The sequence below is a fragment of the Streptomyces atratus genome (assembly GCF_014648655.1).
GTDB lineage: Bacteria > Actinomycetota > Actinomycetes > Streptomycetales > Streptomycetaceae > Streptomyces > Streptomyces atratus.
The window spans coordinates 300,939-322,105 of sequence record NZ_BMRN01000008.1; the positions used below are offsets into that span (position 1 = coordinate 300,939).

Annotated in this window: 22 protein-coding genes; 15 read left to right on the forward strand and 7 right to left on the reverse strand. The window is 69.8% G+C overall.

The window, feature by feature from the left end:
- The first annotated feature begins 100 nt into the window (after nt 1–100).
- Entirely contained in the window at nt 101–1,243 is a 1,143-nt protein-coding gene (locus tag IEZ15_RS16895; protein WP_093893610.1) for a glycosyltransferase family 4 protein, read from the forward strand.
- Between the two features lie 92 nt (nt 1,244–1,335).
- Here IEZ15_RS16895 and IEZ15_RS16900 read toward each other — a convergent pair whose 3' ends face one another.
- A complete protein-coding gene (locus IEZ15_RS16900; RefSeq protein ID WP_189277688.1) occupies nt 1,336–3,132 on the reverse strand; it encodes an AMP-dependent synthetase/ligase in 1,797 nt (598 codons plus the stop codon).
- Between the two features lie 280 nt (nt 3,133–3,412).
- Between IEZ15_RS16900 and IEZ15_RS16905 the strand changes: the two genes are divergently transcribed.
- The 6 genes from IEZ15_RS16905 (at nt 3,413) to IEZ15_RS16930 (ending at nt 8,501) form a co-directional block, all read left to right on the forward strand.
- Nucleotides 3,413–4,219, forward strand: a complete 807-nt coding sequence (locus IEZ15_RS16905; protein WP_189277689.1) for a metallophosphoesterase family protein — start codon at nt 3,413–3,415, stop codon at nt 4,217–4,219.
- A 107-nt stretch (nt 4,220–4,326) separates the two neighbouring features.
- On the forward strand, nt 4,327–4,776 hold the full coding sequence (locus IEZ15_RS16910; RefSeq protein ID WP_114244115.1) for an SRPBCC family protein: 450 nt from the start codon (nt 4,327–4,329) through the stop codon (nt 4,774–4,776).
- Between the two features lie 4 nt (nt 4,777–4,780).
- A complete protein-coding gene (locus IEZ15_RS16915; RefSeq protein WP_189277691.1) occupies nt 4,781–6,106 on the forward strand; it encodes an ArsA family ATPase in 1,326 nt (441 codons plus the stop codon).
- 83 nt (nt 6,107–6,189) lie between these two features.
- The gene (locus IEZ15_RS16920; RefSeq protein WP_189277693.1) at nt 6,190–6,648 is read left to right on the forward strand and encodes a DUF5304 domain-containing protein; all 459 of its coding nucleotides are present in this window, start codon (nt 6,190–6,192) and stop codon (nt 6,646–6,648) included.
- A gap of 74 nt (nt 6,649–6,722) precedes the next feature.
- The gene (locus IEZ15_RS16925; RefSeq protein ID WP_189277694.1) at nt 6,723–7,664 is read left to right on the forward strand and encodes an ROK family glucokinase; all 942 of its coding nucleotides are present in this window, start codon (nt 6,723–6,725) and stop codon (nt 7,662–7,664) included.
- A gap of 78 nt (nt 7,665–7,742) precedes the next feature.
- Nucleotides 7,743–8,501 (forward strand): endonuclease/exonuclease/phosphatase family protein, encoded by a 759-nt coding sequence (locus IEZ15_RS16930; protein ID WP_189277696.1) that lies wholly within the window; start codon nt 7,743–7,745, stop codon nt 8,499–8,501.
- A gap of 42 nt (nt 8,502–8,543) precedes the next feature.
- Here the strand turns inward: IEZ15_RS16930 and IEZ15_RS16935 are convergent, their stop codons facing one another.
- A complete protein-coding gene (locus IEZ15_RS16935) occupies nt 8,544–9,266 on the reverse strand; it encodes a hypothetical protein (protein ID WP_189277698.1) in 723 nt (240 codons plus the stop codon).
- Nucleotides 9,259–10,038 carry an alpha/beta hydrolase gene (locus tag IEZ15_RS16940; protein ID WP_114244109.1) on the reverse strand — a complete coding sequence of 260 codons (780 nt, stop codon included), beginning with the start codon at nt 10,036–10,038 and terminating at the stop codon, nt 9,259–9,261. The genes IEZ15_RS16935 and IEZ15_RS16940 overlap by 8 nt, the downstream gene beginning before the upstream one ends.
- A 195-nt stretch (nt 10,039–10,233) precedes the next feature.
- On the opposite strand from IEZ15_RS16940, the gene IEZ15_RS16945 reads away from it, so the two are divergent.
- The 5 genes from IEZ15_RS16945 to IEZ15_RS16965 all read left to right on the forward strand — a co-directional run bounded on the left by IEZ15_RS16945 (nt 10,234) and on the right by IEZ15_RS16965 (nt 15,205).
- Complete coding sequence (locus IEZ15_RS16945) at nt 10,234–10,977, forward strand: lysophospholipid acyltransferase family protein (RefSeq protein ID WP_114244107.1); 744 nt, start codon at nt 10,234–10,236, stop codon at nt 10,975–10,977.
- Nucleotides 10,978–11,027: 50 nt separating this feature from the next.
- Nucleotides 11,028–12,251, forward strand: coding sequence for a MacS family sensor histidine kinase (gene macS, locus IEZ15_RS16950; RefSeq protein WP_189277700.1), 1,224 nt, complete (start codon nt 11,028–11,030; stop codon nt 12,249–12,251).
- Complete coding sequence (locus IEZ15_RS16955; RefSeq protein ID WP_114244105.1) at nt 12,248–12,940, forward strand: response regulator; 693 nt, start codon at nt 12,248–12,250, stop codon at nt 12,938–12,940. The genes macS and IEZ15_RS16955 overlap by 4 nt, the downstream gene beginning before the upstream one ends.
- A gap of 135 nt (nt 12,941–13,075) precedes the next feature.
- Nucleotides 13,076–14,104, forward strand: a complete 1,029-nt coding sequence (locus IEZ15_RS16960) for a 6-phosphofructokinase (protein WP_114244104.1) — start codon at nt 13,076–13,078, stop codon at nt 14,102–14,104.
- Nucleotides 14,105–14,203: 99 nt separating this feature from the next.
- Nucleotides 14,204–15,205, forward strand: a complete 1,002-nt coding sequence (locus IEZ15_RS16965; RefSeq protein WP_189277702.1) for a 2-hydroxyacid dehydrogenase — start codon at nt 14,204–14,206, stop codon at nt 15,203–15,205.
- Between the two features lie 40 nt (nt 15,206–15,245).
- Here the strand turns inward: IEZ15_RS16965 and IEZ15_RS16970 are convergent, their stop codons facing one another.
- Together IEZ15_RS16970 and IEZ15_RS47050 are read right to left on the reverse strand one after the other, a co-directional pair.
- The gene (locus IEZ15_RS16970; protein ID WP_189277704.1) at nt 15,246–17,138 is read right to left on the reverse strand and encodes an anthranilate synthase family protein; all 1,893 of its coding nucleotides are present in this window, start codon (nt 17,136–17,138) and stop codon (nt 15,246–15,248) included.
- 94 nt (nt 17,139–17,232) lie between these two features.
- Nucleotides 17,233–17,319, reverse strand: coding sequence for a trp operon leader peptide (locus IEZ15_RS47050; RefSeq protein ID WP_114244101.1), 87 nt, complete (start codon nt 17,317–17,319; stop codon nt 17,233–17,235).
- Nucleotides 17,320–17,392: 73 nt separating this feature from the next.
- Between IEZ15_RS47050 and IEZ15_RS16980 the strand changes: the two genes are divergently transcribed.
- Nucleotides 17,393–18,739, forward strand: coding sequence for a class II 3-deoxy-7-phosphoheptulonate synthase (locus IEZ15_RS16980; RefSeq protein WP_176739947.1), 1,347 nt, complete (start codon nt 17,393–17,395; stop codon nt 18,737–18,739).
- A gap of 169 nt (nt 18,740–18,908) precedes the next feature.
- Complete coding sequence (locus IEZ15_RS16985) at nt 18,909–19,217, forward strand: (2Fe-2S)-binding protein (RefSeq protein WP_189277706.1); 309 nt, start codon at nt 18,909–18,911, stop codon at nt 19,215–19,217.
- 15 nt (nt 19,218–19,232) lie between these two features.
- Here the strand turns inward: IEZ15_RS16985 and bfr are convergent, their stop codons facing one another.
- A complete protein-coding gene (bfr, locus tag IEZ15_RS16990) occupies nt 19,233–19,712 on the reverse strand; it encodes a bacterioferritin (RefSeq protein ID WP_114244099.1) in 480 nt (159 codons plus the stop codon).
- A 154-nt stretch (nt 19,713–19,866) separates the two neighbouring features.
- Here bfr and IEZ15_RS16995 point away from each other — a divergent pair, with 154 nt between their 5' ends.
- A complete protein-coding gene (locus tag IEZ15_RS16995; protein WP_114244098.1) occupies nt 19,867–20,499 on the forward strand; it encodes a sulfite oxidase-like oxidoreductase in 633 nt (210 codons plus the stop codon).
- A 32-nt stretch (nt 20,500–20,531) separates the two neighbouring features.
- Here IEZ15_RS16995 and IEZ15_RS17000 read toward each other — a convergent pair whose 3' ends face one another.
- Nucleotides 20,532–21,125 (reverse strand): DUF4396 domain-containing protein, encoded by a 594-nt coding sequence (locus tag IEZ15_RS17000; RefSeq protein ID WP_189277708.1) that lies wholly within the window; start codon nt 21,123–21,125, stop codon nt 20,532–20,534.
- Nucleotides 21,126–21,167: the final 42 nt, after the last annotated feature.

Sequence of the window (21,167 nt, forward strand, 5' to 3'; positions counted from 1 at the left end):
TCCGTTTCGTCGGTGGGTACTCGGTGGGTACGACGAGCCATGATGCCCGCCCGGCCTGTGCGAGAGCCATCGGCCCGGCCGCCCGGTACTGTCGGCCGGGATGGACAAGACCCTGATCGTGACCAACGACTTCCCGCCCCGCCCCGGCGGCATCCAGGCATTCCTGCACAACATGGCACTGCGCCTGGACCCCGGACAGATCGTCGTATACGCCTCCACCTGGAAGCGCAGCCCCGAAGGCATCGCGGCCACCGCCGCCTTCGACGCCGAGCAGCCGTTCACCGTCGTCCGGGACCGTACGACGATGCTGCTGCCGACCCCGCGGGTCACCCGGCGCGCGGTGCAGCTGCTGCGCGTACACGGCTGCACATCCGTCTGGTTCGGCGCCGCGGCCCCGCTCGGGCTGATGGCTCCGGCGCTGCGCAGGGCCGGTGCCCGCCGTCTGGTCGCCACCACGCACGGGCACGAGGCGGGCTGGGCCCAGCTGCCCGCGGCCCGGCAGCTGCTGGGAAGGATCGGGGAAAGCACGGACGCGATCACCTACCTGGGGGAGTACACCCGCTCCCGGATCGCCACCGCACTCAGCCCCGAGGCGGCGGACCGCATGGTCCAACTGCCGCCCGGCGTCGACGAGAAGACCTTCCACCCGGACTCCGGCGGGGACCTGATCAGGGCCCGGCTCGGGCTCTCGGACCGGCCCGTCGTCGTCTGTGTGTCACGGCTCGTGCCGCGCAAGGGCCAGGACACTCTGATTCTCGCGATGCCCGCGATCCTGGCGCAGGTGCCGGACGCGGTGCTGTTGATCGTCGGTGGCGGACCGTACGCCAAGGAGCTGAAGCGGCTGGCCGAGGAGACGGGGGTCGGTGACTCGGTGCGCTTCACCGGGCCGGTGCCGTGGGACGAACTGCCTGCCCACTGCGGCGCGGGCGACGTCTTCGCCATGCCGTGCCGGACCCGTCGCGGCGGCCTCGACGTGGAGGGCCTCGGCATCGTCTTCCTGGAGGCGTCCGCGACCGGACTGCCGGTGGTGGCGGGCGACTCGGGCGGCGCGCCGGACGCCGTGCTCGACGGCGAGACCGGGTGGGTGGTGCGCGGCGGCTCCGTGGAGGAGTCGGCCGACCGGATCGTCACCCTGCTCCGTGACCCGGAGCTGCGGCAGCGGATGGGGGAGCGGGGGCGGGCCTGGGTCGAGGAGAAGTGGCGCTGGGACCTGCTGGCCGACAGGCTCCGTGCGCTGCTCTGACGGCACGTGACGCGGTACGCCGAGGAGGCCCGCGCGAGTACGTGAGAGGGGGCCCGCACACGCCGTGCGGGCCCCCTCCCACGTGCTTCGGGTCAGCTCCGGTAGATCGACTCGACCTCGTCCGCGAAGTCCTTCGCCACCACATTCCGCTTCAGCTTCAGCGACGGTGTGATGTGACCCGCCTCCTCGGTGAACTGGGACGCCAGGATGCGGAACTTGCGTACCGACTCCGCCTTGGACACCGCGGCGTTCCCGTCGTCCACCGCCCGCTGCACCTCGGCCAGCAGCTCCGGGTCCTCACGCAGCGACACGGCCGTCGAGCCGGCCGGCTTGCCGTGCTCCTCGGCCCAGCGGCCCAGGAACTCCTCGTCCAGGGTGATCAGCGCGCCCACGAACGGCCGCCCGTCGCCGACCACCATGCACTCGGCGACCAGCGCGTGCCCGCGGATGCGGTCCTCGATCACTGCGGGAGCGACGTTCTTGCCGCCCGCCGTGACGATGATCTCCTTCTTGCGTCCGGTGATCGCGAGATAGCCGTCCTCGTCGAGCGTGCCGATGTCGCCCGTGTGGAACCAGCCGTCGGCCAGCGCCTCGGCCGACGCCACCTCGTTGTTCCAGTAGCCGGTGAACAGGTGCTCGCCGTGCAGCAGCACCTCGCCGTCGTCGGCGATCCGGACGACCGAGCCGGGCAGCGGCTGGCCGACCGTACCGATCTTCTGCCGGTCCCACGGATTGAACACGGTGGCCGCGCACGTCTCGGTGAGGCCGTAGCCCTCAAGCACCGTGAAGCCGATACCGCGGTAGAAGTGGCCGAGCCGCTCGCCCAGCGGTGCGCCGCCGGAGATCGCGTACTCGCCGCGTCCGCCGAGGACGGCCCGCAGCTTGCTGTAGACCAGCCGGTCGAAGATCTTGTGCTTGAACTTCAGGCCCATGGACGGGCCCTGAGGGGTGCCCAGAGCGCGGCTGTACGCGATCGCCGTGTTCGCGGCCTTGTCGAAGATCCTGCCCTTGCCGTCGGCCTGTGCCTTGGCGCGCGCCGAGTTGTAGACCTTCTCGAAGACCCGCGGCACACCGAGGATCAACGTCGGCCGGAAGGAGGCCAGTTCATCGGTGAGGTTCTTGATGTCCGGTACGCAGCCGAGCTTGATCGGGGCCATCACCGAGGCCACCTCGACCAGTCGTCCGAAGACATGCGCGGCGGGCAGGAAGAGCAGCACCGAACACTCGCCGGTACGGAAGAGGGGCTTCAGCCGCTCCACCACATTGCCGCACTCCGCGAAGAAGCTGCGGTGCGTGAGCACACAGCCCTTGGGACGGCCGGTGGTCCCCGAGGTGTAGACGATGGTGGCCGGGTCGTCCGCCTTGGCGCTCGCCATCCGCAGGTCCAGGGTCTCGTCCGAGACGTCCTCGCCGAGCGCCGACAGCCGGCGGACCGCGTCGTCCTCGAACTGCCAGATGCCCGTCAGGGCGGGCAGATCCGCCTGGACCGAGACCACGGAGGCCTGGTGCGCCTCCGACTCCACGATGCACAAGGCGGCACCGGAGTCACCGAGGATCCACTGGATCTGCTCGGGCGAGCTGGTCTCGTACACCGGGACGGTGATCGCGCCCGCGCTCCAGATCGCGAAGTCGAGCAGCACCCACTCGTAGCGGGTACGGGAGAGCAGGGCCACCCGGTCGCCCGCTTCGATCCCCGCGGCGATCAGGCCCTTGGCGACGGCTCTGACCTCGGCCAGGAACTGTGTGGCGTCGACATCGGTCCACACTCCCGCCACTTTGCGGCTCATCACCGCAACATCGGGATGCTGAGCGGCATTGCGGCGGATGAGATCCGTCAGGTTGCCGTCCGAGGGGACCTCGTACAGGGCCGGAAGGCTGAACTCGCGCAAGACTGCTGCTCCTCATCGGGCTCCGGTGCCACGGCTCTGTGTGACGCACCGGCTGCGGTCCAAGAATGGCGGGTGCTCAGTGGGGTGAGCACGACTGGACTGCCCGGACGTTACCCACCAGTACTCGGTTCCCGATAGAGGGTTCCGGCCAGATGTCTTATGCGTCACACACAACGGTGATCCTTGCGCGCACAGTAGTCCACCGTGGTTACCACGCAGAGGTCGTCGCAGGTCCGACGGCCTCTACCCAGGTGGACAGCAGAGTTCTAGGGTGATCGTCATGCCAGCCGGACCGAACAGCCGAGAAACCTCGACCGCACGGCGCACGCGCGTTCACGTGGTCAGTGACGTGCACGGCAGCACCGAGGCCCTGGCCCGCGCCGGGGACGGCGCCGACGCGCTGATCTGCCTGGGTGACCTGGTCCTCTTCCTCGACTACGCCGACCACTCGCGCGGCATCTTCCCCGATCTGTTCGGCGTGGAGAACGCCGACCGGATCGTCGAACTGCGCACCGCTCGCCGCTACGAGGAGGCGCGCGAGTTCGGCCGCGGCCTGTGGGCGGGCATGGACCGCAACGCCGCGATCGTCTCGGCGGTGCGCAAGCAGTACGCCGAACTCTTCGCCGCCTTCCCCACCCCGACGTACGCCACCTACGGCAACGTCGACGTCCCCGACCTGTGGCCCGAGTACGCACGCCCGGGCACCACCGTCCTCGACGGCGACCGCGTCGAGATCGGCGGCCGCGTATTCGGCTTCGTCGGCGGCGGCCTGAAGACCCCGATGAACACCCCGTACGAGATCGGCGACGAGGAGTACGCGGCCAAGATCGAGGCCGTCGGCCGGGTCGACGTGCTCTGCACCCACATCCCCCCCGATGTGCCGGAGCTGACGTACGACACGGTGGCGCGCCGCTTCGAACGCGGCAGCCGGGCCCTGCTCGACGCCATTCGCAGGACCCGCCCCCGGTACGCACTGTTCGGCCATGTCCACCAGCCGCTGGTCCGCCGGATGCGGATCGGCACCACCGAATGCGTGAACGTCGGCCACTTCGCTTCCACCGGCAGGCCCTGGGCCCTGGAATGGTGACCGCACCGGCGCCGGACCCTGGAACGAGGCGCCGCGCACACGCGATAGCCTTCTGACGGCAGGCCTCTGCCGACGCACCGGTACACCGCACTGGAGGAGCCACGGCGATGGCTGAACACACCAGCTCGAGCATCACGATCGAGGCGGCGCCGGCCGACGTCATGGGAGTGATCGCCGACTTCGCCCGCTATCCGGAGTGGACCGGCGAGGTCAAGGAGGCCGAGGTCCTCTCCACCGACGACCGGGGCCGCGCCGAGAAGGTCCGTCTTGTCCTCGACGCCGGGGCGATCAAGGACGACCACACCCTCGCGTACACCTGGATCGGCGACTACGAGGTCAGCTGGACCCTCGTCAAGTCCCAGATGCTGCGTGCCATCGACGGCTCCTACGCGCTGGCCCCGCTCGGCGACGGCGACCGCACCGAGGTCACCTACCGGCTGACCGTCGACGTCAAGATCCCGATGCTCGGCATGATCAAGCGCAAGGCCGAGAAGGTCATCATCGACCGCGCCCTGGCCGGCTTGAAGAAGCGCGTCGAGTCCGTCCCGAAGGCCTGACCCGGTGCGTACGGTCCTCGTCACCGGCCCCGGCGGCGCCGGCCGTACCACCGTCGCGGCAGCGACCGCGCTGGCCGCGGCCCGTCGCGGGCGCCGCACCCTGCTGCTCTCGGCCGACGCCATACCCGGCTTCCCCGAAGGCACAGAACCCACCGAGGTCATGGACGGCCTGTGGTCCGCCCGCATCGACTCCGGCGAACACTTCCGCAGCGAACTGCTCGCCCTCCAGGACCAGGCGTCCGGCGTGCTCGACCTGCTCGGCGGGAACCGGCTGGACGGCGAGGAACTCACCGAACTCCCCGGCAGCGCCCAGCTCGCCCTCCTGCACGCCCTGCGCCGCGCCGCCCAGGGCGACTGGGCGCCAGGCGGCTACGAACTCCTCGTCGTCGACCTGCCGCCGCTGCGCGAAGCGCTCGCCGTGCTCGCCCTGCCCGAACAGCTGCGCCGCTATCTGCGCCGGCTGCTGCCCCAGGAACGCCAGGCCGCACGCGCCCTGCGCCCGATGCTCGCCCAGCTCGCCGGCGTGCCCATGCCCGCCCAGTGGCTGTACGAAGCCGCTGCCCGCAGGGACGCCGAGCTGTCCGCCGTCCAGGCACTGATCGAGGACCGCAACACCACGCTGCGGCTGGTCGCCGAACCCGGCCCCGCCGCCGAGGACGCCCTGCGCACCGCCCGCACCGGACTCGCCCTGCACGGACTGCGCGTCGACACCCTCGCGGTGAACCGGGTACTGCCCAGGCACTCCGGCGACCCCTGGTTCGCAGCCCTCGCCGCGCAGCAGGAGAAGACGATCGGCCACTGGTACGAGGAATGGGTGCCCGCGGCAGCCCTGTGCGAAGTGCCCCACCTCGGCCGCGATCCCCGGGGCCTGGACGACCTCGCCCTCCTCGACACCAAAGCCGGCTGCACCGTCTTCGAGGAGGCGGGCACCGGCGGCGGCCTCTTCGAGGGCGACGGACTCGCCGCGGAACTGGACGACCGGAGCCCCGGCCGGGCCGACGACCCCTGGTGGATCGAGGACCCGAACGCCCCGGACGGCCTCGACGAGCTGCGGCCGCTGCTGCCCGGCAGCCGGATCGTGACCGCCCCGCCGCCCGGCGAGGGAGACTTTGTTCTGGTCTGGTGCCTGCCCCTGCCCGGTGCCGTCAAGTCGGACCTCCATCTGGTGCGCCGCGGCGACGAACTGCTCCTCACCGTGGGCCCGTTCCACCGGATCGTTCCCCTGGAGTCCGGGCTGCGCCGTTGCACCGTCTCCGGCGCCGCCCTCACCGACGGGGTGCTCCGGGTCCGGTTCACGCCGGACCCCGGTCTGTGGCCCCGGACGAGCTGAACGGCGCATCACGGTTCGGGTAACGTCGGTATTACGTGCCCCGTATGCCGGGCCGCCGGCAAACCACGTCGCAGGAGTCCGCCATGAGCGAAGCCACCGATCGTCCCGTCGACGACGACGCGTGGGCGAAGGCCTGCGCCGAGGACCTCGAAGCGGAGAAGGCCCGCCGCCGCGCCCAGCAGGGCCCGCCGCCCGGCTCCGCAGCCGAGGAGCTGCGCAAGCTGGTCGACGCCGTGGCCGACAAGGTCTCGTCCCTCCGGTCGCCGCTGTTCGGCGTGGCTGCCCAGGGCACCGTGCAGCAGATCATCAAGCAGGCCAAGTCCGCCGTCGAGCCCGTCATCGAACGCAATCCGGACGTCTTCGACCACATCACCGCGGCCGGCAATGAACTCCTCGCCGCCTACCGCTCCGCCGTGGAAGGCCAGGAGCGCCGCTGGACCCAGGGCACCGGGACCCCCGCAGGCACCGAGAAGAAGGCCGACGACCCCACCGACCCGCGCGACGAGGGCCCCGCCGCGGGCGAGCACATCGATCTGGACTGACCGGCACCGATGGGCCGGGTCCCCGGCTCGGGTACCGTTGGCCACAGCGGGGCTCGACCGAAACTGAGGGATTCATGGGACTCACCATCGGCGTCGATATCGGCGGCACGAAGATCGCAGCTGGAGTGGTCGACGAAGAGGGACAGATCCTCTCGATGTTCAAGGTGCCGACCCCGCCGACGGCTGAAGGCATCGTCGACGCGATCGCGACGGCCGTGTCCGGTGCGAGCGAGGGCCACCGGATCGAAGCTGTCGGCATCGGCGCCGCCGGATATGTCGACGACAAGCGTGCCACCGTGCTGTTCGCGCCGAACATCAACTGGCGGCACGAGCCACTGAAGGACAAGGTCGAACAGCGCGTCGGCCTTCCGGTCGTCGTCGAGAACGACGCCAACGCCGCCGCCTGGGGCGAATACCGCTTCGGTGCCGGACAGGGCCACGACGACGTCATCTGCATCACGCTCGGCACCGGTCTCGGCGGCGGCATCATCATCGGCAACAAGCTGCGCCGCGGACGCTTCGGTGTGGCCGCCGAGTTCGGCCACATCCGGGTCGTCCCGGACGGGCTGCTCTGCGGCTGCGGCAGCCAGGGCTGCTGGGAGCAGTACGCCTCCGGACGCGCACTCGTCCGGTACGCGAAGCAGCGCGCCAACGCCACCCCTTCGAGCGCCACGATCCTGCTCAGCCTCGGCGACGGCACGGTGGACGGCATCGAGGGCAAGCACATCAGCGCGGCCGCCCGGCAGGGCGACGCGGTGGCGATCGACTCGTTCCGCGAGCTGGCCCGCTGGGCCGGCGCCGGACTCGCCGACCTCGCCTCGCTCTTCGACCCGTCCGCGTTCATCGTCGGCGGCGGCGTGTCGGACGAGGGCGAGCTCGTCCTCGACCCGATCCGCAAGTCGTTCCGGCGCTGGCTGATCGGCGGCGAATGGCGTCCGCACGCCCAGGTGCTCGCGGCCCAACTGGGCGGCAAGGCAGGCCTGGTGGGCGCGGCCGACCTGGCCCGCCAGGGCTGAACCACCCGGAACCGGACAGAGCCGGACGCCCGTCGTGCCCCCTGGGGAGCGGCGGGCGTCCGTCGTATCGTGAGGCGCATGGTCCTGACGCCGCTGCCCGACTCCCGTACCGAGCCGGATGGTTCGGCCGTCATCAGAGTGCTCAGCTACAACGTCCGGTCGATGCGCGACGACCGCGAGGCACTGGCCCGCGTCATCAGCGCCTGCGCCCCCGACCTCGTCCTCATCCAGGAAGCCCCGCGCTTCTTTCGCTGGCGCAAGCGCGCCGCCTGGCTCGCGGCCCGCACCGACCTGGTCGTCCTGAGCGGCGGTGCCACGGCGGCCGGGCCGCTGCTGCTCTGCTCGCTGCGGGCCACCGTGGAGCGGACACAGGACGTGCTGCTGCCACTCACTCCCGGACTGCACCGCAGGGGCTTCGCCACGTCGGTGGTACGGATCGCGGGCACCCGGATCGGTCTGCTGAGCTTCCATCTGAGCCTGCAGCGCGACGAACGCCTGGCCCAGACGCAGATGTTGCTGAAACGGCTGGACGTGATGGGCGTCGAGCACGCCATCGCGGCCGGCGACCTCAACGAGGTACCGACCGGGACCGCGTTCCGGCGGCTGGCCGGGCGGCTCCAGGACTGCTGGGCCGTGAGGCCGTGGGGTGACGAGAACACCTTCTCGCCGGACCATCCGCGGCGGCGCATCGACGCCGTGTTCGCGACGGACGGGATCGAGGTGCTCGGCTGCGGTGTCCCCGCAGGGCTGCCCGGTGTCACCGACGCGGACCTGCGGGCGGCCACGGACCACCTGCCGGTGCTGGCGGCACTACGGGTGCCCGCGACCAGGCCCTGAGCTGCACGGCAGCAGCTCAAGGCCACCTCGACGGGCCCGGTCTCAGACCACCGCTCCGCGCCCGGGATCGTCACCGTCCTCGTCGTCGTCCTCCATCCGCGCCACCAGCGTGACGAAGCCGCCCAGGAATCCGCCGACGCAGACCGTCGTGAGCCACCAGGTCATGTCCCACCGCAACAGCACCGCGACCAGCATCAGCACCGGACCGCCGACGACCGCGAGCCAGGCGAACTTCGCCGTGACATCGGCCTCCGGCAGCGGTGGCGGCTCCGGAGGGACGAAATGCCCCTCGTCGCTGTCGTCGATGTCGCCGTCCTTCGGCTCCTCGACCTCGTAGTCGCGCGGACCGGCGACGCCGGGGGCGAACACGATCGAGCTGCCGAGCGGCTTCTCCGGCGGCTTCGGGGTCTTCTTCCCGATCCCCTTGTCCGGCTTGTCCGGATCCAGGACCCCCGACTGATCGTCCTCCGGCAGTGCGAGATCCTCGATCGACCTGAACGGCTTGGCGCCCGGCGGGTCCGGCGGCTCCTCGCCGTATCCCGCCACGATCGCCTTCCACACGGCGTCCTCGTCGATCGGCCGGTCGCCGTCGGCGCCCGGCGGCACTTTCTGGGCAGCGGCATCCTGCGGACCCGTACCGTCGTCGGGGACGGACGTTCCCTCCGCGGGAAGAGCCGCTCCCTCCGCGGGGAGGGCGGCCCCTTCCGCGGGCTGGGGCTCGCGTCCCTCCTCGCTGCCCGCGCGCTCCGCTTCGTGCTCAGCCACCTGACGTGCTCCCCTTCTTCCCTGCGCTCGGAGCGAGGCGGCCGATGAACCGGTAGCTCTCGTCGAAGATCCGCTCCGCATCGTGGTCCAACGTCGCCACGTGGTAGCTCTGTTCCAACAGGATCTCCTCGACATCCGTCGACGACACCCGGCTGAGGATCCGGGCCGAGTCGGCGGGCGGCACCACATGGTCCTGCGGGCTGTGCAGCAGGACGATCGGCTGGGTGACCTGGGGCAGCTCGGCGTCGACCAGTCGGAAGAAATTCCGCAGCGAGTGCGCCGCGTGCAACGGCACCCGGTCGTACCCCACCTCGGCGGAGCCTTCCAGGGCGATATCGCTCGCCAGCCCCTTCGTCGTCCGCACCAGATGGCGGGCGACCGGCAGCGCGTACGCCGACAGGCCGTGCACCTTGTTCGCCGGATTGACGAGCACCAGACCACTGATCGTGTCCCCGTGCTTCGCCGCCAGCCGCAGCGTGAGCGCTCCGCCCATGGAAAGCCCGAAGACGAAGACCTGGCTGCACCGCTCCATGAGGGCGCGCAGCTCCCGGTCCACCTCCGCGTACCAGTCCTGCCAGCCCGTGATCTGCATGTCCTCCCAGCGGGTGCCGTGCCCGGGCAGCAGCGGCAGCGAGACGGTGAGCCCGCGCTCCGCCAGATAGTCGGCCCAGGGGCGCAGCGACTGCGGGGAACCGGTAAATCCGTGACAGAGAAGGACGCCGACCTCTCCGCCCTCGTGGCGGAACGGCTCGGCTCCAGGCAGGACCGGCACCGGGGTCTCCTGTTCGTGAGGCTCGAAGGGGAGCGAAAGGGGGGAGTGCAGAAGGATTACTTCACCGTACGCGACCGGACCGACACCGACCAGGGCCGTCACGGCCCCGGCCGCCGCCTCGGCTCCGTGCCGGGCGGGAGCGCGGACGGCCTCACGGGTTAAGGTCTGTCGGACAGCACACAGGAGGCACCCGAGTTGATCTACGGCGCAATGAAGTTCTCCATCGGCGGGTCGTTGAAGCTCGCCTTCAGGCCATGGGTGGAGGGCCTGGAGAACATCCCCGCGCAGGGACCGGCGATCCTCGCGAGCAACCATCTGTCGTTCTCCGACTCCTTCTTCCTGCCGGCCGTCCTGGACCGCAAGGTCACCTTCATCGCCAAGTCCGAGTACTTCACCGCGCCCGGCGTGAAGGGCAAACTGACCGCCGCCTTCTTCAAGGGCGTCGGCCAGCTCCCGGTGGACCGCTCGGGTGCCCGAGGCGCCGGCGAGGCGGCCATCAAGGCGGGCATCGAGGTCATCGAGAGCGGCGGGCTCTTCGGTATCTACCCGGAGGGCACCCGCTCGCCCGACGGCCGTCTCTACCGCGGCAAGCCCGGCGGACTCGCCCGGGTGGCGCTGGCCACCGGAGCGCCCGTCATCCCCGTCGCGATGATCGACACGGAGAAGATCCAGCCGCCGGGCCAGGTGATCCCCAAGCTGATGCGCCCGGGGATCAGGATCGGCAAGCCGCTCGACTTCAGCCGCTACCACGGTATGGAGGGGGATCGCTTCATCCTGCGCTCGGTCACCGACGAGGTGATGTACGAGATCATGAAGCTCTCCGGCCAGGAGTACGTCGACATCTACGCGACCGCCGCCAAGCGGCAGATCGCCGACGAGGCGAAGCGCCGCGCCGAGGAACAGAAGCACGCGGGCAGAGAGTCCGGAACGCAAGGGTGACGAAACGGTCCGGCGCGTAACCGCGTCGTTTCCGTCCGGGGGGTGGGGACATGGCCAGGCGCGAGCGGGTCGTGCGCATGTCGGTCGAGCAGCCGCTGTGGCGTGCGCTGACGGCGTACCGCATTCTGACGATGGTCTACGCGATCCTGCTCGCCGTCTTCGGCCGGGACAGGTACGACCGGCCGTGGGTGGCCATCGCCTTCCTGGTGGTGATGGCGGCCTGGACGCTCGGCACCCTCCCGAAGGTCGCGGGCGCCGTCGCCTGCACCAAGCGTTTCCTCGGCGCCGACCTGGCCCTCGCCCTCGTCGGCATCCTCCTCACCCCGCTCGCCGACTTCGAGGCCCAGCACGTCGACGGTCCGACGCTGCCGTCCATCTGGACCGCGGGCTCCGTGCTGGCCTTCGCGATCAAGGGCGGCTGGCGCTGGGCGGCCTTCGCCTCCACCTTCGTCGCCGTCGTCAACATCATCGAGCGCGGCGAGCCCAGCCGGGACACCTTCCACAACGTCCTGCTGGTCTGGGTCGCCTCCATCGCCATCGGTTACGTCGTCGAGGTGGCCAGGGCCAGTGAGCGCACCCTCGCCCGTGCCCTGGAGATCGAGGCCGCCACCCGAGAGCGGGAACGGTTGGCCCGCGACATCCACGACAGCGTGCTCCAGGTCCTCGCGATGGTGCAGCGCCGCGGCACGGCGCTGGGTGGCGAGGCCGCCGAACTGGGCCGGATGGCCGGGGAGCAGGAAGTCGCCCTGCGCACCCTGGTCTCCAGCGGTCTGGTGCCCACCACCCGGGTCTCCGAGGACGCCGCCGAGGGCGCCGTGGTCCGCAGCGTCGAGGTCGACGACGAACCGTCCGGGCAGGCCGACTGCGATCTGCGCTCCCTGCTCGCCCCGCACGCCGGCTCCCGGATCAGTTTCGCGGAGCCCGGCGCACCGGTGTTGCTCGCTCCCGGGGCGGCGAAGGAGCTGGCGGCCGCTGTCGGTGCCGCCCTGGACAATGTCAGGGTCCACGCGGGCGAGAATGCCCAGGCCTGGATCCTCGTCGAGGACTGGCCGGACGAGGTGATCGTGACGGTCCGGGACGACGGCCCCGGCATCCCGGACGGGCGGCTCGCCCAGGCCGAGGGCGAGGGGCGGATGGGGGTCGCCCTGTCGATCCGGGGAAGGCTGCGTGACCTGGGCGGCACGGCGGAGTTGATTTCGGTGCCCGGCCAGGGCACCGAGGTCGAGTTGAAGGTTCCGAAGGTTTCACGGGGGAAGGCAGGATCAGCAAGATGAGCACGGAGAACATCCAGCGTGCCGAGGAGCGGACCATCAGGGTGATGGTCGTCGACGACCACCCGATGTGGCGCGACGCCGTCGCCCGCGATCTTTCCGAGTCCGGTTTCGAAGTGGTGGCGACCGCCGGTGACGGGCCGCAGGCCGTCCGCAGGGCGAAGGCCGTCACCCCCGACGTCCTCGTACTCGACCTCAACCTGCCCGGCATGCCCGGCGTGCAGGTCTGCAAGGAACTCGTCGGCTCCCACCCCGGACTGCGCGTCCTGGTGCTCTCCGCGAGCGGCGAGCACGCCGACGTACTGGAGGCGGTCAAGTCCGGCGCCACCGGCTATCTGCTCAAGTCGGCCAGTACGCAGGAGCTGACCGAGGCCGTGCGCTCCACCGCCGCCGGCGACCCCGTCTTCACCCCGGGCCTTGCCGGGCTGGTCCTCGGCGAGTACCGCAGGCTCGCCTCCGACCCCGCGCCCGTCGCCTCCGACGAACCCAAGGCCCCGCAGCTCACCGAGCGCGAGACCGAGGTGCTGCGGCTGGTCGCCAAGGGGCTCTCGTACAAGCAGATCGCCGAGCGTCTGGTCATCTCGCACCGCACCGTCCAGAACCACGTGCAGAACACCCTGGGCAAGCTCCAGTTGCACAACCGGGTGGAGCTCGTGCGGTACGCGATCGAGCGTGGCCTCGACGACGCCTGAATGCGCCGGAGCGCGCAGCGGTGAGGCCAACCACCGGGTAACGCATCGGAATTGACCCTCCAGCCCATCCCTGGGTGACCTGGATCACGAATAGCGTGGTCATCAGCGGGCTCACTTCGGCGAAGGGATGCTTCCATGCGGGTCGGAGTACTGACCGGGGGCGGCGACTGCCCCGGGCTCAATGCGGTCATCCGCGCCATCGTCCGCAAGGGCGTGCAGGAGTACGACTACGACTTCATCGGATTCCGGGACGGCTGGCGCGGCCCGCTGGAGGGTGAGACGGTGCCGCTCTCCATTCCGGCGGTGCGCGGCATCCTGCCGCGCGGCGGCACCATCCTCGGTTCCTCGCGCACCAATCCGCTCGGCGCGGAGCACGGCGTCCGCCGCATCAGGGACAACCTCGCCAAGTACGAGGTCGATTCGCTCATCACGATCGGCGGCGAGGACACCCTCGGCGTGGCGGCGACCCTGTCCGACGAACACGGCATCAAATGCGTCGGCGTTCCCAAGACCATCGACAACGACCTCTCCGCCACCGACTACACCTTCGGATTCGACACGGCTGTCGGCATCGCGACCGAGGCCATCGACCGGCTGCACACCACCGCCGAATCCCATATGCGGGTCCTCGTCGTCGAGGTGATGGGCCGTCATGCGGGCTGGATCGCGCTCCACTCGGGACTGGCCGGCGGTGCGAACGTCATCCTCATCCCGGAGCAACGCTTCGACATCGGCCAGGTGTGTGCCTGGGTGACCTCCCGTTTCAGGGCGAGTTACGCACCGATAGTGGTGGTTGCCGAGGGCGCCGTGCCCGCGCAGGGAGAGCTGATCCTCAAGGATGGATCGCACGACTCCTTCGGTCATGTCCGGCTCTCCGGTGTCGGCGAATGGCTGGCCAAGGAGATCGAGAGCCGCACCGGCAAGGAGGCCAGAACGACCGTCCTCGGCCATGTCCAGCGCGGCGGTACCCCCAGCGCCTTCGACCGCTGGCTGGCCACCCGCTTCGGCCTGCACGCGATCGATGCCGTGCGGGACGGCGACTTCGGCACGATGGTCGCCCTGAAGGGCACCGACATCGTCCGGGTGCCGATCGCGGAGGCGACCGCCCGGCTCAAGACCGTCGATCCGGCCCTCTACGCGGAGGCGGGTGTCTTCTTCGGCTGAGCGGCGCACCGGGGACCGGGCGGCGCACCGGGGGCATGGGTCGTATATTCGCGATGACCGGACTGTTCCCCCTGATTTGCTTAACGAACGGGAGAAGTCGTGGAAATCCTGGCATTCGGTGTGCAGTCCGACGAGAAGCCGCTGCTCGAAAAGGCCTTCGCCGGACAGCACGAGGTCCGTTGCCTGGACGTCTTCCTCACCAAGGACACCGCCCCGATCGCGGCGGGCTACGAGATCATCTCCACCAGTGTCAACGCCGACCTGGGCAGCAGCGTCCTGCAGACCCTCGCGGCGGGTGGCACGCAGATGATCGCCCAGCGCTCCACCGGCTTCAACAACATCGATCTCGACGTGGCCGAGCGGCTCGCCCTGCGGGTCGCCAGGGTCTCCTACTATTCGCCGTACTCGGTCGCGGAATTCGCCTGGACGCTCGCGATGGCGGTCAACCGCCGCATCATCCGGGCCGCGAGCCGTACCCGCGACTTCGATTTCCGGCTCGACGGCCTCCTCGGCCGGGACATGCACGGCCGCACGGCCGGCGTGATCGGTACGGGCAAGATCGGCGAGGCCTTCACCCGAATCGCCCACGGCTTCGGCATGAAACTGCTCGGCTGGGACGTCGTCGAGAACCCTGCCTGCGCCGGTCTCGGCATGGAGTACGTGGAGAAGGAACAGCTCCTCGCCGAATCCGACCTGATCAGCCTGCACGTCCCGCTGCTGCCCTCGACGCACCACATCATCGGCAAGGACGCCCTGGCGCACATGAAGGACGACGTGATCCTGATCAACTCCAGCCGCGGCGGACTCATCGACACCAGGGCGCTGGTCGCCGAGTTGCGCGCGGGCCGTCTCCTGGGTGTCGGACTCGATGTGTACGAGGCGGAGGCCGGGCTCTTCTTCCTCGACAAGTCCCTGGAGGGCATCGACGACGACACGCTCGCCCGGCTCGTCACCTTCCCGAACGTCGTTGTGACCTCGCACCAGGCGTACTACACCCAGGACGCCGTGGACCAGATCATCGACGCCACCGTCCGGAACGTCGCCGACTACCTGGCCGGCCGTCGCAGCGACAACGTCCTCGTCCCGGTGCTTTCCCGGTGAGCCGGGACCCCGGAGCTCCTCCGGGGTCCCCGAGCCCCCTTCAGCCGGCCACCGGCAGCCCCGCCAGCAGTCCGGCCACGATCGTCGCGCCGCGCAGTGTCAGCACCGACTCCGGGTGGAACTGCACCGAGGCGAAGCCCGGACCGCGCAGCGCGTGCAGCTCCCCGGTCGCTTCGTCCAGGCTCGCCTCGACACCGTGCGCCGCCAGCTCGGTGACCGCGCCGTCGTCGCAGCGAGCGGTGAAGCTGTTGTAGAAGCCGACCGTCTCCGGCCGCCCGAACAGATCGATCCGGGTCTGCGTGCCCTGGTACGGCACGGTCTTGCGGACGATCTCCAGACCCAGCTCCGCCGCGATCAGCTCATGGCCGAGGCAGACCCCCAGCAGCCCGTGCCGGTGATCACGGACCAGCTCCGCGGCGAACTCGCGCAGCAGCCGCATCTTCGGGTCGGTGGTGTCACCCGGATCCCCGGGCCCGGGGCCCAGCACGACCGGACCCTCGTGCGCCCGTACGCGCTCGCGCAGCCCCGGCTCGTCGTAGCGGCGCACCGACACCTCCAGACCCGAGGAGCGCAGCAGATGCGCCAGCATCGCGGTGAAGGTGTCCTCACCGTCGATCACCAGCGCATGGCCGGACAGCTCGTGCGTGCGCTCCTGCATCCGCAGCCAGAACGGCGCGAGACCGTCGCGCCGGGCGTCCAGTGCCGCCTGTACCCGCGGGTCGGCCGCCAGCCGCGGAGGTGCTGCCTCGGCGCGGGGCCGGCCCGGCCGCACCCCCAGCGCGGCCAGCACGCCGGCCGCCTTCGCATGGGTCTCGGCGACCTCGCTGTCCGGATCGGAGTGGCGTACGAGCGTCGCCCCGACCGGTACCTGCAATTGCCCGTCGGCCGAGATGTCGGCGGTACGGATCAGGATCGGTGAGTCCAGGGTCTGCGCCCCGCCCGGCTCCTGCCGCAGCAGCGCCAGCGCCCCCGCGTAGTAGCCGCGGCCGCCGGGCTCGTACCGCTCGATGACCCGGCAGGCGTTCTGCACGGGGGAGCCGGTGACCGTCGCCGCGAACATGGTCTCCTTCAGCACCTCCCGCACATCCAGCGAGGAACGCCCGCGCAGCTCGTACTCCGTGTGCGCGAGATGGGCCATCTCCTTGAGCCGCGGCCCGACCACCACCCCGCCCATGTCGCCGACCGTGCACATCATCTTGAGTTCCTCGTCGACCACCATGGAGAGCTCGTCCCTCTCCTTGCGGTCGGAGAGGAAGGCCAGCAGATCCTCGGCGGTCGGGCCCTCGGCGGGGTAGCGGTACGTCCCGCTGATCGGGTTCATCACGACCGTCCCGCCGGACATCCGCACATGCACCTCGGGGCTGGCGCCGACGAGCGTCCGCTCCCCGGTGTGCACGACGAAGGTCCAGTACGCGCCGCGCTCACCGGCCAGCAGCCGCCGGAAGAGGGCCAGCGCGTCGGCCCGGCCGAAGCCGGGGAGCTCGCCCCGGAAGGTCCGCCGGATGACGAAGTTCGCTCCCTCGCCCTGCCCGATCTCGTCCTCGATGACCCGCCGGACGATCCCGGCGTACTCCTCGTCGGCGACGTCGAAGGCGCCGCCGACGACCCGCACATCATGGTCCGGCAGGTGATCCAGCACCTCGGCCAGCGGCAGCTCGTACGTCTCCTCCGCGGCCAGCACGGACAGCGGCGTCCCGTCGTCGCGCACATCGAAACCGCGCTCGGCGATCTGCCGGAACGGCACCAGGGCGAGCGAGGGCAGCGCGCCGACCGGGAGATCGGCGAGCCGGTCCGCTTCCCGCACCCGGCCGATCAGCACCTCGACGATGTCCTGGCCGAGGCCGGGGGTGCGCCGGCGCAGCAGCGCGAACGGCGGGCAGTCGTCACCAAGAAGCCTCTCGATGACGAGGTCGGTGCGGTGAGGCTGAGACATTGGGGGTGTTCCTTCCGGATGGAGGAACGGCTCCCGAAACGCAGAGAAGGCCGCCCCTCGGGCGGCCTTCGCGTGGTCTGTTGCGCGCGAACGATCAGTGGGCCGCCGGATGAGCGGTCCACCACCAGTTCTGGTTTGTCTGCGCGAACATGTTTTGAACCCTAACGGATGACCACGTCATCCGAGCGCGCGTCTCAACTATTGAGCCTACGGATGGACGCACCGCCGGAACCCGTAGTGTTGTCGGTGTGACCGTGAACGCCAATACCTCCGTCGCCGGTGGCAACACCTGGCGAGACCTTCCCGCGGCGCAGCAGCCCGAGTACCCCGATGCCGAGGCTCTGCGCGATGTACTCGCGGACCTCGCGTCGTATCCCCCGCTCGTCTTCGCGGGCGAGTGCGACCAGCTGCGTGCCCGCATGGGAGCCGTCGCCAAGGGCGAGGCGTTCCTGCTGCAGGGCGGTGACTGCGCCGAGGCCTTCGACGCCGTGTCGGCCGACCACATCCGGGCCAAGCTGAAGACGCTGCTCCAGATGAGCGCCGTCCTGACCTACGCGGCCTCCGTGCCCGTCGTCAAGGTGGGCCGGATCGCCGGGCAGTACTCCAAGCCGCGCTCCAAGTCGACCGAGACCCGCGACGGCGTCACCCTGCCGACCTACCGCGGCGACTCCGTCAACGGCTTCGCCTTCACCGAGGAAGCCCGCGTCCCGGATCCCGAGCGGCTGAAGCAGATGTACCACGCATCCGCTTCCACGCTGAACCTGGTCCGCGCCTTCACCACCGGTGGTTACGCCGACCTGCGCCAGGTCCACGCCTGGAACCAGGACTTCGTGAAGTCGTCCCCGTCCGGTCAGCGTTACGAGGCGCTCGCCCGCGAGATCGACAACGCGCTGAACTTCATGAAGGCGTGCGGCACGGACCCGGCCGAGTTCAAGGCGGTCGAGTTCTACTCCTCGCACGAGGGGCTGCTGCTGGACTACGAGTCGGCGCTGACCCGCACCGACTCGCGCACCGGTGAGCTGTACGACACCTCCGGTCACATGGTCTGGATCGGTGAGCGCACCCGGCAGATGGACGGTGCGCACATCGAGTTCGCCTCGAAGATCCGTAACCCCATCGGCATCAAGCTCGGCCCGACGACCACCGTCGACGAGGCGCTCGGCTACATCGAACGCCTCGACCCCGAGCGCGAGCCCGGCCGGCTGACCTTCATCGTCCGCATGGGCGCCGACAAGGTCCGCGACAAGCTCCCCGACCTGGTCGAGAAGGTCACCGCCTCCGGTGCCACCGTGGCGTGGGTGACCGACCCGATGCACGGCAACACCTTCGAGGCGGCCTCCGGCCACAAGACCCGTCGCTTCGACGACGTCCTTGACGAGGTCAAGGGCTTCTTCGAGGTGCACAAGGGTCTCGGCACGCACCCGGGCGGCATCCACGTCGAGCTCACCGGTGACGATGTCACCGAGTGCGTCGGTGGCGGACACGAGATCTTCGTGGACGATCTGCACCAGCGCTACGAGACGGCATGCGACCCGCGGCTCAACCGCAGCCAGTCCCTCGACCTGGCGTTCCTGGTCGCCGAGATGTACCGGGACCAGTAGGCATCACCGCAGGCAGCGCGCGTACGACTGTGGGGCACGGATCGATGTGATCCGTGCCCCACAGGGCGTTCGGAGGCTTTCAAGGGCTTGGAGTGCCAGGTAAGGTTAGGTTGGCCTCACCGAATAACGGGGTGGCACCGACGACCGATCCCGCCGGGAGGTGAACCGCATGTACGTCTGCTCGTGCTTCGGCATTACGGAGAAGCAGGTCAAGGAACATGCGGAAGCCGGGGCTTGCACGCCCCGGCAGATAGCCTCCGCCTGCAAGGCGGGCACGGACTGCGGCGGCTGCGTCCGCGCGATCCAGGCCGTGCTCGGCCGCGGCGCCTGCCCGCGCCGCGAGCTGATCGACCGGAAGCGGACGCCGGGCACTGCCGCCGACGCCGCCACGGACACCGTCCCCGAGGTCGATCCGGGTATCGCTCCCGGCATCGCCCCGGGCGTGGCCCCGGGCATCCGGCTCCCCGAAGCGGCCTGATCCGCCGGACAGGCCCTAGCTGTCGGGCTGCTCGATCTGCTGGGCGATGTAGAGCGGCTCGCCGAGCTTCTCGACCAGTTCCAGCTGGGTGTCGAGGTAGTCGATGTGCTGCTCCTCGTCCTCCAGGATCGACTCAAAGATGTTTGCGGACGTGATGTCGCCCTTGCCGCGCATCAGCTCGATCCCGCGCTTGAGGCGGTCGATCGCCTCCACCTCGACCTGGCGGTCGGCCTGGAACATCTCGGTGACGGTCTGACCCACCCGCACGTGGAACAGCCGCTGGTAGTTGGGCAGTCCATCGAGGAAGAGGATGCGGTCCGTGAGGATCTCGGCGTGCTTCATCTCGTCGAACGACTCGGAGCGGGTGTACTTCGCGAGCTTCGTCCAGCCGAAGTTGTCCTGCATCTTTGCATGCAGGAAGTACTGATTGATGGCGGTCAACTCGGCGGTCAGCTGCTCGTTCAGGAACTCAAGGACCTCGGGGTCGCCCTGCATCGCAGAGGCTCCTTCCAACCGGTGAACGGGGCAATTTGGCCGCATCCTCGCACTGCACCCGGTGATCGTCCAGTAAGTGCATGCTTAGTATGAGTTGCCCGAATTGACCTTGCCCTGGTCGGGACCACCCCTGCCTGTCTGTCACCATGGAGTCATGGGTCAGCCGGAAAGCCGGGAAATCAGCGCGTCGGAGCAGTCCGAGCTTCCGCCGGGACAGCGACTCCAGCGTGGTTGGCCGGTTACCCACTACGGGCCCGTCCCCAAGTTCAAGCCCGACCGCTGGGAGTTCCGGGTCTTCGGCGCCACGGCGGACGGCGAGAAGCACTGTTGGAGCCACCAGGAGTTCTCGGTACTGCCGTTCGCCTCGGTCGTCGCCGACCTGCACTGCGTCACCAAATTCAGCATGCTCGGCGCCGAATGGGGCGGGGTGCTCGCCCGCACGGTTCTGGAACTCGCGCCACCCGCGCCGAACGTCACCCATGTGATGGTCTGGGCCGAGTACGGGTTCAGCTCGAACCTTCGACTCTCCGACTTCGCCTCGGACCGAACGCTTTTCGCCACCCACAAGGGCGGTGAGCTGCTCACTGCCGAGCACGGCTTCCCGCTCCGGCTCATCGTGCCGCACCTCTATGCCTGGAAGGGGCCCAAGTGGGTCCGGGGCGTCGAGTACATGACGGCCGACCGCCGCGGCTTCTGGGAGGAACGCGGCTATCACAACATCGGCGACCCGTGGCGCGAGCAGCGATACTCCTACCAGGAAGAGCCCGGGGACGGCCCCGAGCTCTGACCTGACGGCTCCCGGGCCGGCCCGGTCCGCCCTCAGTGGTGGTACTGGTGCACCACCGCGTGGCCCTTGCCGCGGCCGATCATCCACTTGTTGACCGGTGTGGTGACGACGAAGGCGACGGCGAGCGAGAGTACGAGCGCTCCCCAGAACAGCGCGTCGGAGAGGCCGGCGTCCATGGCGCCCGGCCACAGTGCGATCACGCCGTTGTCGATCAGCTCCATCACTGCGATGGAGAGCGTGTCGGCGGCTAGGGCGACCCGCAGGGCCGTACGGAAGTCGACGCCCGCCTTCCGGATGGAGCGCAGTGTCAGCGTGTAGCCGAAGAAGAAGGCCAGGACGATCGCGAGCACCATCGTCTCCATGTTGCCCCAGCCGAGCGCAGTGCCGATCACCATGCCGAGGATCTCGCCGATGGCGCATCCGGTGAGGCAGTGCAGGGTGGCCTGCGCAGCCATGGCCCAGCCGGCCTTGCCGGGGTGGCGGCCGGTGTGGCCGGTGTGGTCGGCGTGACCTGAGTGGGCTGCGTGCTCGCTGTGGTCTACGCGCTGACTGTGATCTGTGTGCTGCCCGTGCTGCCCGTCCCGCTCATGGTGGCTGTGCTGTTCGTGCTGTGTGTCGTGCTTCATGGCGATCCCCCAATGCCGAGTAGCGGTTCCTGCCGACAGCAA